At 50.5% G+C, this 13,088-nt stretch carries 9 protein-coding genes; 7 read left to right on the forward strand and 2 right to left on the reverse strand.

Annotated elements, in window-relative coordinates; translation table 11 throughout:
* Positions 1–19: 19 nt before the first annotated feature.
* The 7 genes from ampE to DU002_RS09780 all read left to right on the forward strand — a co-directional run bounded on the left by ampE (position 20) and on the right by DU002_RS09780 (position 11,365).
* On the forward strand, positions 20–958 hold the full coding sequence (ampE, locus tag DU002_RS09750; protein WP_114338190.1) for a beta-lactamase regulator AmpE: 939 nt from the start codon (positions 20–22) through the stop codon (positions 956–958).
* A gap of 265 nt (positions 959–1,223) precedes the next feature.
* Positions 1,224–2,006, forward strand: a complete 783-nt coding sequence (gene pdhR / locus DU002_RS09755; RefSeq protein ID WP_114338191.1) for a pyruvate dehydrogenase complex transcriptional repressor PdhR — start codon at positions 1,224–1,226, stop codon at positions 2,004–2,006.
* 95 nt (positions 2,007–2,101) lie between these two features.
* Entirely contained in the window at positions 2,102–4,768 is a 2,667-nt protein-coding gene (gene aceE / locus DU002_RS09760) for a pyruvate dehydrogenase (acetyl-transferring), homodimeric type (RefSeq protein WP_114338192.1), read from the forward strand.
* Positions 4,769–4,784: 16 nt separating this feature from the next.
* The gene (aceF, locus tag DU002_RS09765; protein ID WP_114338193.1) at positions 4,785–6,725 is read left to right on the forward strand and encodes a pyruvate dehydrogenase complex dihydrolipoyllysine-residue acetyltransferase; all 1,941 of its coding nucleotides are present in this window, start codon (positions 4,785–4,787) and stop codon (positions 6,723–6,725) included.
* Positions 6,726–6,894: 169 nt separating this feature from the next.
* Entirely contained in the window at positions 6,895–8,322 is a 1,428-nt protein-coding gene (lpdA, locus tag DU002_RS09770) for a dihydrolipoyl dehydrogenase (RefSeq protein WP_114338194.1), read from the forward strand.
* A gap of 346 nt (positions 8,323–8,668) precedes the next feature.
* Entirely contained in the window at positions 8,669–10,780 is a 2,112-nt protein-coding gene (locus DU002_RS09775; RefSeq protein WP_114338195.1) for a M13 family metallopeptidase, read from the forward strand.
* 165 nt (positions 10,781–10,945) lie between these two features.
* Positions 10,946–11,365 (forward strand): hypothetical protein, encoded by a 420-nt coding sequence (locus DU002_RS09780; RefSeq protein WP_114338196.1) that lies wholly within the window; start codon positions 10,946–10,948, stop codon positions 11,363–11,365.
* On the opposite strand, the gene glpX is transcribed toward DU002_RS09780, so the two are convergent.
* Both glpX and DU002_RS09790 read right to left on the reverse strand, forming a co-directional pair.
* Positions 11,362–12,369, reverse strand: a complete 1,008-nt coding sequence (glpX, locus tag DU002_RS09785) for a class II fructose-bisphosphatase (RefSeq protein WP_114338197.1) — start codon at positions 12,367–12,369, stop codon at positions 11,362–11,364. The two genes, DU002_RS09780 and glpX, sit on opposite strands and share 4 nt — an antisense overlap.
* A 119-nt stretch (positions 12,370–12,488) precedes the next feature.
* Complete coding sequence (locus DU002_RS09790; protein WP_114338198.1) at positions 12,489–13,028, reverse strand: DUF4124 domain-containing protein; 540 nt, start codon at positions 13,026–13,028, stop codon at positions 12,489–12,491.
* Positions 13,029–13,088: the final 60 nt, after the last annotated feature.

Genomic DNA, 13,088 nt, shown 5'->3' on the forward strand with positions numbered 1-13,088 from the left:
CTGATAAGGATTGAGCAGCATGGTGTTGTTCTGCTTGCTGTTAGCAATATTTTTAGAGCGTGTACTGCATTTGGGGCCGCAATGGCAGTTCCATTGGTATATGCAACATTATATGGATCGCATTGGCCAACTCTCGGCGTTGGCAAAACTGAAAGATAGTTTTGCTGGCACGCTGGTGGTTATTGCTCTGCCTGCCTTTGCTGTACTGGTGTGGCTGCGCTTGGTGGAAGGGATGCTGTTTGGCTTGGTAACGTTGATGAGCTGGATGGTGGTTTTGCTGGTTTGTTTTGGCTGTGGCTTTTACCGTCGACAGTATAAAAGTTACTTGAAGGCGAGTTGCCGAGGCGACGAACAGGCCTGTTTTGAGTTTGCGAAAGTCATTGAACACACCGTCAATGAGCAAGACCATCGCAGTTTACCCGCATCATTGGGTCAACGCTTGGCTTGGATTAACTATCGCTACTATGGCGCGCTGATCTGCTGGGTGGTGTTGCTAGGCCCCGCTGGTGCCGTATTCTACTGTGGTTGTCGTTACTATTTAGCGCAGAGCGACAACGAGCATAGCGGTGATGCGGAGCTGGCTGATGTGCCTGTTGACGATAATGCGGGCGAGGAAGTGGTTGAACTCGAGACCGTGGTCGCGCCATCAGATGCGCAGCGCTCTATTGCTCATCTCATGCATTGGATGGATTGGTTACCTGTAAGAGTTGTCACATTAGGTATGGCGCTGGTTGGACATTTTAATCGGGCGTTTCCGATCTGGTTAGAACACCTGTTGGATATGAAATTATCAGCCCGAGAGTTTGTCTATAAAGTCGGCGATAGTACGCGAGATATGGACGCGTCATCCGCTGTTTGCGTTGCTGAGGCCACCCACATGGTATCGCTTGTGAAGCGAAATATTGTGATGATGCTAGCAATGATTTCAGTGTTGACGCTTTATGGTTGGTTATCGTGATAAGCTAAATTCACTTCAATAATTGGTCAGACCAATTACTTAGATCGTAAAGAAGCCGCATAGACAGCGGCTTTTTTCTTTTCTAACCAAAGATTGAGCCAGCTCAATCTTTTTTTTGCCCTTTAGCGGTATGGACTCCCACCTTTTCTTCTGTTAGTTTCTGCTACCAATTGTGTCAATTGGTAAGACCAATTGACTTGGCGCAAAGATATTTTGATAAATCGGTTGTGCCAGTACCTAATTAGTCAGTGAGAACCCTGCTTAGATGACGTTTCAAAAAATCAAACAGCCTCGAATCGCTGATGTGATTGTTGAGCAGCTAGAGCAGATGATCCTTGAAGGCTCCATGAAGCCTGGACAGAAATTGTTGCCTGAGCGAGAACTGGCCGCTCAGTTTGAAGTCTCAAGACCATCGCTGCGTGAAGCTATCCAAAAATTAGAGGCGCGTGGTTTGCTGGTTCGTCGACAAGGGGGGGGAACCTTTGTCGCTGAAAAACTTAGAGACTCTGTCAGCGAGCCATTGTTTGAATTGTTGGCAAAGAATCCGGAAGCGCAATTTGATCTGCTTGAATTCCGCTTAGCGATGGAAGGCATTTCAGCATACTACGCGGCGGTTCGTGGTACCGAGGCTGATTTTGCGCAGCTGGAAAGTTGTTCTGCTGCAATTAATCAAGCACATGAGCAGGGCGACGCCCAGGCTGAAGCGCAAGCCGTGATTGCATTTTATGAGCGTATCGCTGAAGCGTCACACAATGTCGTTATTTTGCAGTTGGTGTTAGCGATGCGGCCACTGCTACTGGGTAATGTGGAACAAAATTTACACGTGTTATACCGGAAGTCAGGCGTGGCCTCGACACTGGCAGAACACAGGCGGTTGGTGTTGGCAGCGATTGTCCAGCGGCAGCCAGAGCAAGCCCGCCAGGCGACATTAAGTCATCTGGCGTATATCGAAGAGACACTGCTGTTGCTGGGGCAAGAAAGTAACCGTCAGCAGCGTTCGTTGCGGCGAATGCAGCAGCAGGATGAAAGTGAAAGTAATACTGAGTGATAGGGCTATTTTGCCGTTATCGCGGTATTTCTGAACTATCGTATATGAACCGATTTAATCACTAACGATTGAACCTAGAAGATAAGGAACCCGCCATGTCTGACATTATCAATCACGACGTGGATCCACAGGAAACGCAAGAATGGCTTGAAGCTATGGAAGCCGTTCTTGAGGCAGAGGGCACTGAACGTGCTCACTACCTGTTGGAGAAGCTGATTGACAAGGCCCGTCGTAACGGCGCTCACTTACCGTATGACGCTACGACAGCGTATCTGAATACCATTCCTCCTGGACAAGAGCCACAAATGCCTGGTGACATGGCGATGGAGCAGAAGCTCCGTGGTTACATCCGTTGGAATGCGTTGGCGATGGTACAGCGTGCTTCAAAGAAAGATTTGGACCTGGGTGGACATATCTCCAGCTTCGCTTCTTCTGCCACTTTGTATGATGTGGGTTTCAACCACTTCTGGCGTGCGCCAAATGATATTGATGGTGGCGATCTTATCTATTTCCAGGGACATATCTCTCCGGGTATCTACTCTCGCTCTTTTCTTGAAGGTCGTTTGACTGAAGAGCAGATGGATAACTTCCGTCAGGAAGTTGAAGGTAAGGGCCTCAGCTCATATCCGCATCCTAAGTTAATGCCTGACTATTGGCAGTTCCCGACTGTATCGATGGGTTTAGGCCCGTTGACGGCTATCTACCAAGCGCGCTTCCTTAAATATTTGAATGACCGTGGCATCATGGATACCTCACGTCAAAAGGTGTGGGCATTCCTGGGCGACGGCGAAATCGATGAGCCAGAATCATTGGGCGCCATTGGTCTGGCTGCACGTGAAGGCTTAGATAACCTGATCTTCGTTGTGAACTGTAACCTGCAGCGTCTCGATGGCCCTGTACGTGGTAACGGCAAAATCATCCAGGAGCTGGAAGGCTCTTTCCGTGGTGCTGGCTGGGAAGTGATCAAAGTTGTTTGGGGTCGTTACTGGGATGCGCTGCTGGCCCGTGATACCTCAGGTAAGTTATTGCAGTTGATGGAAGAGACCGTTGACGGTGAGTATCAGAACTGTAAAGCCAAAGGAGGCGCTTACACGCGCGAGAAGTTCTTCGGTAAGTACCCTGAAACTGCCGAGATGGTGGCCAATATGTCTGATGAAGATATCTGGCGCTTGAACCGTGGTGGTCACGATCCTTCAAAAGTATATGCTGCATACGACCGTGCCGTGAAGACCGTTGGTCGTCCGACTGTGATCCTGGCGAAAACCGTAAAAGGTTATGGTTTGGGTGATGCCGGTGAAGGTCGCAATATTGCGCACAACGTGAAAAAGATGAACATTGACGCGATCAAGCATTTCCGTGATCGTTTCAACATTCCGGTAGATGATAACGAGATTGAAAATATCCCGTACTTCCGTCCAGCAGAAGACAGCCCTGAAATGCAGTACCTGCGTCAGCGCCGTGAATCTCTTAGCGGTTATCTGCCACGCCGCCGGGTGAAGTTCTCTGAAGAGCTGGATATCCCGGGACTGAAAAGTTTTGATGCCTTACTAAAAGGCTCTAATGGTCGTGAAATCAGCTCAACCATGGCGTTAGGCCGTTTGTTGACTGCAGTGCTGAAAGATAAAAATATCGGTAAGCGCGTCGTGCCAATCATTCCTGATGAAGCACGTACCTTTGGTATGGAAGGCTTGTTCCGTCAAGTGGGTATCTATGCCCATGGTGGTCAGAAATATGTACCACAAGATGCAGATCAGGTGGCTTACTACCGCGAAGACAAAACCGGTGCGGTATTGCAGGAAGGGATCAACGAAGGCGGTGCGATGTCTTCATGGGTGGCTGCTGCAACTAGCTACTCGGTAAATGATACACCGATGATCCCGTTCTATATCTACTACTCCATGTTTGGTTTCCAGCGTATTGGTGACTTGGCTTGGTTGGCAGGTGACGCCCGTGCTCGTGGTTTCCTGATCGGTGGCACAGCAGGTCGTACTACATTGAACGGTGAAGGTCTGCAGCACGAAGATGGTCACAGTCATATCATGGCAAACACCATTCCAAACTGTATCAGCTACGACCCGACATTCGGTTACGAAATCGCTGTGATCGTACAAAACGGTATGGAACGTATGTACGGCCAGAAGCAGGAAGATGTGTTCTATTACATCACCACCATGAACGAAAACTACGTTCATCCTGCGATGCCAGAAGGTGCGGAAGAGGGCATCATCAAGGGTATCTACAAGTTGGATGCTGTGGCTGGCAAAGGTAAGACTAAGGTACAGCTACTCGGTGCCGGTACGATTTTGCTGGAAGTACAAAAAGCAGCAAAAGTGTTGGCTGAAGAGTACGGTGTCGATTCTGATGTTTACTCTGTGACTTCATTCAACGAGTTGGCCCGTGATGGTCTGGATGTTGACCGTTACAACCTGTTGCACCCGGAAGCAGAGCAGAAAGTGGCATACGTCACTAAGACACTTGAAGCTGACGTGCCAGTGGTTGTTGCGACTGACTACATGAAGGTGCATGCGGATCAACTGCGTAACTTCATTCCGGCATCATACCGTGTGTTAGGTACCGATGGTTTCGGTCGCTCTGACAGCCGTGAAAACTTGCGTGCACACTTCGAAGTCGACCATCGCTATGTGGTATTGGCTGCTTTAACTGAGTTGGCGCAAAAAGGTGATCTGGACAAGAAAGTGGTTGCGGAAGCAATTGCCAAGTTCGAGATCAATGCTGACAAAGTTAACCCACTGTTCGCTTGATAGAGGATAGAGACTGATGGCCGACATCAAAGAGATTCTGGTACCGGATATTGGTGCCGATTCCGCCGACGTCACCGAGATCCTGGTGGCTGTGGGTGACACTATCGAACCTGAACAGGGTTTGATCTCCATTGAAGGCGATAAGGCCGCGATGGATGTACCTGCACCGTTTGCCGGTGTGGTGAAAGAGATAAAGATCGCTGTGGACGACAAAGTGTCTGAAGGCACTTTGATTTTGATAGTGGAAGCTGTAGGTGCCGATGCGCCAGTGGCAGAAGCACCGGCTGCGGCAGCGCCCGCGGCGGCTCCTGCACCAGTAGCAGCACCTGCTCCTGCCCCCGTTGCGGCACCCGCGCCTGCTGGCGGTGGTGCGGTGCAGGAAGTGACCGTGCCTGATATTGGCGCAGACAGCGCCGATGTTACCGATCTGTTAGTTGCCGTAGGCGACAGCATTGAAGCGGATCAAGGCTTAATTACCATTGAAGGCGATAAAGCGGCGATGGATGTACCTGCGCCGTTTGCTGGTGTGGTAAAAGAGATCAAGATTGCCGTGGGTGACAAAGTGTCGGAAGGCACTTTGATCCTGCTGGTTGAATCGGGTGCGGCCCCCGCTGCCGAGGCGCCAGTCGCTGCGGCTGCGCCGGTTGCTGCTCCTGCACCTGCTGCTGCGGCAGAAGTAAAAGAAGTCACCGTGCCGGATATCGGTGCTGATAGCGCCGATGTCACCGACGTATTGATTGCGGTAGGAGACACCGTTGAAGCCGATCAAGGTCTGTTGACTATCGAAGGCGACAAAGCGGCGATGGATGTGCCTGCACCGTTTGCTGGTGTGGTGAAAGAGATCAAGATTGCTGCCGGCGATAAGGTGTCGCAAGGTACGCTCATTGCTTTGATTGAGACGGTAGCATCAGCTGCTGCCCCAGCACCCGCTGCAGCACCGGCATCTGCACCTGCACCTGCTCCGGCAGCTACGCCAGCGCCTGCTGCGAAAGCTGATCCTGTGCCACATCATCCCCATGCGGCGAAGACGCAGGGTAAAGGTGCGGCACATGCGACGCCTTCGGTGCGCCGTATTGCTCGCGAGTTCGGTGTTGACCTGAGTAAGGTGAAGGGCTCGGGCCGCAAAGGCCGGATCTTGAAAGAAGATATTCAGGCGTTTGTGAAGTTTGAACTGTCTCGTCCTAAAACCTCGGGCGCAGTGACAGGATCTGGACTGGCCGTTGCAGCACAACCAAAAGTAGATTTCTCCAAGTTTGGTGAGATTGAAGAGGTTGCACTGTCTCGGATCCAGAAAATTTCTGGCCCGGCACTGCATCGCAACTGGGTGAGTATTCCTCATGTTACCCAGTTTGATGAAGCGGATATCAGCTCTGTAGAAGCGTTCCGTAAAGAGCAGAATGTGATCGCAGAGAAGCAGAAGTTGGGCTTCAAGATCACGCCGCTGGTATTCATCATGAAAGCCGCTGCGAAGGCATTAGAAGCGCATCCTAAATTCTGCAGCTCACTGTCGGAAGATGGCGAGTCACTGGTGATGAAGAAATATATTCATATCGGTGTGGCAGTGGATACGCCTAACGGCCTGGTGGTTCCAGTGTTCCGCGACGTAAACAAAAAAGGCGTGTTTGAGCTGTCGAAAGAGCTGCTTGAAGTCAGCGCCAAGGCGCGCGAAGGCAAGCTGACGGCCAAAGATATGCAGGGTGGATGTTTTACTATCTCTAGCCTTGGTGGTATCGGTGGCACGCAGTTCACGCCAATTGTCAATGCACCAGAAGTGGCTATTCTTGGCGTATCTCGTTCTGAGATGAAGCCAAAGTGGAACGGCAAAGAGTTCGTCCCACAACTGACATTGCCATTAGCATTGTCGTATGACCACCGGGTGATTGATGGTGCTGACGGAGCACGCTTTATTACAACACTCAGCGGTGTCTTATCTGACATCCGCAGGTTAGTGCTGTAATCATAGGCTGACAAAGGGGCGTGCCACTAAGGTAACGCCCCTTTTCGTATCACTTGTTTTCGTCTTGCCGTAAGGCAGGTAGACTGACCGGACAAAAGATATAGCAGACACTTGTTGAAACAAGTGCAAATGTTCCGGCTAAAGAACACACAGGATTAAAGAGGACATAATGAGCAACGAGATCAAAACACAGGTAGTGGTACTCGGTGCCGGCCCTGCTGGCTACTCAGCAGCGTTTCGTGCAGCAGATATGGGCTTGGAAACGGTTCTGATTGAACGTTTTGATACCTTAGGCGGCGTTTGCTTGAACGTTGGCTGTATCCCATCAAAAGCCTTGTTGCACGTGGCGCAGGTGATCGAAGATGCGAAACATCTTGGCGCCCACGGTGTGGTATTCAACGAACCCACCACAGATATCGACAAGATCCGTATCTGGAAAGACAAAGTTATTACTAAGCTGACTGGCGGCCTGGCAGGTATGGCCAAGATGCGTAAAGTGAAGGTGGTCAATGGCTACGGTAAATTCACCGGTGCCAATACCCTGGCAGTAGAAGGTCCAGACGGTGTTACCACCGTTAACTTCGATAACGCTATTATTGCAGCAGGTTCACGTCCGGTGACGTTGCCATTTATTCCCCATGATGACCCTCGTGTTTGGGATTCAACTGATGCGCTGAAACTGGAAACTGTGCCAGAGAAGATGTTGATTTTGGGTGGCGGTATTATCGGCCTGGAGATGGGTACCGTTTATCACTCTTTAGGCTCGAAGATCGAAGTGGTCGAGTTTATGGACCAGTTGATCCCAGCAGCCGATAAAGATGTCGTGAAAGTCTACACCCGCGAAATCAAAGACAAGTTTACTTTGATGCTGGAAACCAAAGTGACAGCGGTTGAAGCCAAAGAAGACGGTGTTTATGTCTCTTTTGAAGGCAAGAATGCGCCAAATGCAGCCATTCGCTATGACGCAGTGCTGGTGGCCGTGGGTCGTGTGCCAAACGGTAAGCTGCTGGATGCTGAGAAAGCTGGTATCAATGTTGATGAGCGTGGCTTTATTACCACAGATACCCAGATGCGCACTAACGTGCCTCATATCCACGCTATCGGCGATATCGTCGGCCAGCCAATGTTGGCTCACAAAGGTGTGCATGAAGGCCATGTCGCTGCCGAAGTGATTGGTGGTAAGAAGCATTACTTCGAACCTAAGGTGATCCCATCAATTGCTTATACCCATCCAGAAGTCGCATGGGCGGGTCTGACCGAGAAAGAAGCAAAAGAGCAGGGCATTAACTACGAAACATCAGTATTCCCATGGGCGGCCAGCGGCCGTGCTATCGCTTCTGACGCCGATACCGGTATGACAAAGCTGATCTTTGATAAAGACAGCGGTCGTATTCTCGGTGGCGCTATCGTGGGTACCAATGGTGGTGAGTTGCTTGGCGAGATCTGTTTAGCAATTGAGATGGGCTGTGACGCAGAAGATATCGCGTTGACGGTTCACGCTCACCCAACTTTGCACGAATCGGTTGGCTTGGCGGCAGAGATCTTCGAAGGCTCAATCACCGATTTGCCAAACCCAAAGGCAAAGAAGCGCAAATAATGCGTCGGTAAGCTGATTTTATCATTACGAAGCCCCGCCAATGCGGGGCTTTTTATGTTCAGGACGAACGGTCGAAAAATGCTCCATGCATTTTCGACATTCCCGCCATCCATGGCGGTCGTACGCCCACAGTGCTTGCTGCAAAAACTAGGCAATATTTGGTTTCTTTGCTGTTGGCTCCCGCTAAGGCTTGCCTTTAGTCGCTGTTTTGTAACCAGAGGTTTCAGAACCCGCAACTTTCTACCTGCTGACTGGTCAGTTTTGTCTTAGCTGGGTAATATCGATGCGTTTAACGTTTTGATAACAGAGCACGACCACGTGCCAGTACACTCCAGAGGATAAATAGATGAACCGTCTGACAACCACCGCATTAGCCGTGGCGTTTGGCCTTGGCTTAACAGCCTGCCAAGATGCCCCAGAAGATAAAGCGGCTGCACCAGCAGCTGCTGCGACGAGCGAAGCGCCTGTAACCACCACGACCGAAGTGAAGCCTGTTGCGCCAAAAGTGCTGACTTCCGGTATCGATAAAGGCAATTTTGACGAACATATCCGTCATCAGGATGACTTTTTCCTGTCTGTTAACGGTAGCTGGTTAGCGCGCACCGAGATCCCTGCAGATCGCTCTAACTATGGCTCATTCACCGAGCTATTTGAGAAAAGCGAAACCATGTTGAAAACCATCATGGAAGACGCTGCGCTGCAGTCTTCAACGCCGGGCTCTGATGTGCAAAAGCTCGCTGATTTCTGGAAAGCTTACATGGACAGTGAGCGGGTTGAAAATGTGGGTATGGCAGCATTGCAGGCGCAGTTTGATGCCATTGAAAATGCTAAAACCCATGAGCAGATCGCTGCGTTGATGGGGCAATTGTTGGTTGACGGTGTGTCTGGGCCGTTTGGTTTTTACGTCAATAATGACGCTAAGCAATCAGATCAGTATGCCGTGTATTTGTATCAGGCGGGTATCAGCATGCCTGACCGTGACTACTACCTCAATGAAGATGAAAAGTTCGTCAAGCTGCGGGAAAGCTTACGCCTGTTAGCTGCGGATCTGCAGGCGCAAAGTGGGGTAGCGCAGCCAGAGGCCGCTGCTGATTCGGTGCTAGCCATTGAAACAGCCATTGCCAGTGCACAGTGGAGCCGGGTTGAAAGCCGTGACGCGAATAAGACCTACAACAAGATGAACTTGGCTGAATTAGCGGCACTCATGCCGGGCTTTGATTGGCCCGCGTACGCAAAAGCCGCTGGTTTAGGTGATGTGGACTCAGTGATTGTGCGTCAGCCGAGCTATATGACTGGCTTTGCCGAGCTGTTTGCTAAGACGCCTGTGGCTGCCTGGAAAGCTTATATGCGCCACCAGTTGGTGAGTGCCTACTCTGATTACTTGCCACAGTCGGTTTCTGATCGTGCATTTGCTTTCTACGGTACAGAACTGAAAGGTGTTACTGAGCAGAAGCCGCGTTGGAAGAAGGCTGTGATCGCTGCAGATGAACAGATTGGCGATCTGTTAGGTAAGGCTTATGTTGCCGAAGCCTTTAAGCCTGAGGCGAAAGCGCGGATGGAGCAGCTGATCACCAACCTGCTCGGTGCGTTTGAAGTCTCGATTAAAGATCTTGCATGGATGACGGAAGAGACCAAAGTTAAAGCGTTGGAAAAGCTTTCCAAGTTTTCACCAAAAATCGGTTATCCAGAAAAGTGGAAAGACTACGCCACATTAGAGGTGAAAGCCGATGATCTGTTGGGGAACTACCGTCGCGCTGCTAATTGGGAATACCAGCGTATGCTGGCGAAGCTCGGTCAGCCGATCGATGATACCGAATGGCACATGACGCCACAGACGGTTAATGCTTATTACAACCCTGTGATGAACGAGATTGTGTTCCCAGCGGCGATTTTACAGCCACCGTTTTTCGATATGGATGCCGATGATGCAGTGAACTACGCCTCGATTGGGGCAGTGATTGGGCATGAGATCAGCCATGGCTTTGATGACCAAGGTAGCAAGTATGATGGTGATGGCAATTTGTCTAACTGGTGGACAGATGCTGACCGTGCTGCGTTTGATAAGCTGGGTAAGCAATTGGTTGCGCAATACAGCCAATACGAACCGTTGCCAGGGCATTTTGTTAACGGTGAATTGACCTTGGGTGAGAATATCGGTGACTTAAGTGGTTTGCAGGTGGCCTACAAGGCATACCAGATGTCACTGGCGGGTGCTGATGCTGAGGTTATCGATGAGCTAACTGCCGATCAGCGCTTCTTTATGGGCTGGTCACAGATCTGGCGCCGGAAATATCGCGAAGAAGAGTTGTTGAGCCGCTTGAAGTCTGATCCACATTCACCTTCTCACTATCGGGTGATCGGTATCGTGTCGAACATGCCTCAGTACTATGAAGCGTTCAATGTTGCTGAAACTGATCAGATGTATATAGCCCCTGAGAAACGTGTGAAAATCTGGTAAGTTCAGGTTGTAGCGCTGTTAAAAAGCTTTATTTTTCAGTGAGAAAGGTCAATTGTTGATTGACTGGTCTAACCAAGGCCGCTATCGTTCGCGACAGCGGCTTTTGTATGTTTTTTATTCGATGGACGCTTCATATAGTTAAGCTTTATATAGGGAGTGGTATTTATGCGCGAGCATGGTGAGTTTAGTTTAACCCGGCAGGGCAGATTACTCAGGTTTAGGGTGAAAGGTGCCCTGAATCTGCAGACCGTTCAGCACAGCTTTGATGCTTTTAAACAATTGGTTGCGCAGTTAGGCGGGCAAACTTGGTGCTGTGTGTCGGATATTCGCGAATGGGAGCTGTTTACGCCAGAGTGTTTAGTATTGGCGCAGGAGATTAACCTGTGGTGCCATGCCAATGGCTTAACTCACGAAGCCGTCATCGTCTCTCATGCGTTAATGGAAAGTATTTCAAAGAAAGCCCGTCCTGAAGAACACCTTGTTGCGACGCGTTATTTTACTAATGAATTTGACGCAAATGCTTGGCTGGCCGAAGCAAACTGTGCTTGCTCCGACCAAACTGAGTGTTGTGCTGTAGGGGGCTAGCAGATCACCGAGCGGATTTCTGGATCTTTACGATCCAGGTAGTGCGTGGATTGGATCTTACGTACCGTCCGTGACTTACCGCGAATAACCAAGGTTTCTGTCGTCGCCAGATTTCCCTGACGGGTCACCCCTTCAAGCAGATCCCCTTTGGTAACGCCAGTGGCAGAAAATATCACATTGTCGTTATGAGCCAGTTGATCAAGATGCAGCACGGCATTGACCTCGATGTTCATCTCCTCACAACGCTGTATCTCTATCGCTGATAGTCGCCGATTTTCCTCATTGTCGCCTTTCACTTGGCAGCGTGGCAGTAGGCGGCCTTGCATATCACCGTCCAAAGCACGGATCACTGCTGCCGAGATAACGCCCTCTGGAGCGCCACCGATACAGTACATCATGTCCACTTCACTGCTGGGCATGCAGGTGAGGATAGACATGGCAACGTCACCATCCGGAATAGCAAACACCCGCACGCCCATCTTTTGCATCTCTGCAATGACTTCATCGTGGCGCGGCTTGGCTAAGGTGATCACGGTTAGATCAGCAATCTCTTTCCCTACCGCCTTGGCCACTGCTTGGATGTTTTCACTTAACGACTTCTCAAGATCGATATGCCCTTTGGCAGCGGGGCCAACAACCAGTTTTTCCATGTACATATCAGGCGCTTTGAGGAAGGTGTCTTTGTCGCCGACGGCCAATACTGCGATGGCGTTTGACTGGCCCATCGCGGTCATGCGGGTCCCTTCGATTGGATCTACTGCGATATCCACTTTATCGCCACCGCGACCTACTTTTTCGCCGATATAGAGCATAGGGGCTTCATCGATTTCACCTTCACCGATAACGATTTCGCCGGAGATCTCAACCTTGTTCAACATAGCGCGCATTACTTCAACGGCGGCACCGTCTGCAGCGTTCTTGTCACCGCGGCCAAGCCACTTATGGCCAGCCAGGGCTGCTGCTTCGGTTACGCGGGAAAACTCAATCGCCAATTCTCGTTTCATACTTGGGCTCGCAATCTTGAAAGGTTGGGCGCGCAGGGTACAGTTCCCTCGCACAGACACATAGGATCCTAGTCAAACTTAAGCTGGCTTGCGACCAATTTCATCTTTGCTTCACGATTTTATTGGGTTTGCGTGACGTAGCCGTTTTCCAGAATGATACGGTTGGGAAAACGTGGCGTCGCTGGGGTAAAGATCCACTCTTTGGTGACGTTATCCCCACCCGCAGGGTAGATGGTTTCACTGTGCTGCTTGTTACCAATGATGCGCTTGGCTTGTGCCTCCGTCATACAGGGCACTATCTCTAAAAAACGTAGGCTCTGCTTTATCTGCTGGCGCTGTTTTAATGAGAGGTCACGGCAGATCACTGGCACGCTGTGATCCACTTTTTTCACCTTGGTGGGGGCTTGCGGTTCGACGTTTGATTCGGGTCTGGGTTTCGCCGCCGGTGCTGTATTGGTGGGTGGCACATCAATAGCTTTTCCGCCGTGGCAGGGGCGATCACTAAATTGACCGTCTGCGCATTGATAAAGCGTGTCACTGTGGCTGGGGAGAGCCAGCAGCCCGAGCAAAACTGCGGTTGCAGATAACAAGTGCTGTAAGGGGATGAACAGCCGAAGGCGCACAGGGCTTGGGCAGATGTTGCTATTAGCGAAACACATACACTTAAGCTTATCTGTCGTGAAATTTTCTGCAATAGCCTTTGCTAAATCAGTGCCCCT

The organism is Corallincola holothuriorum, from assembly GCF_003336225.1.
Lineage (GTDB): Bacteria > Pseudomonadota > Gammaproteobacteria > Enterobacterales > Neiellaceae > Corallincola > Corallincola holothuriorum.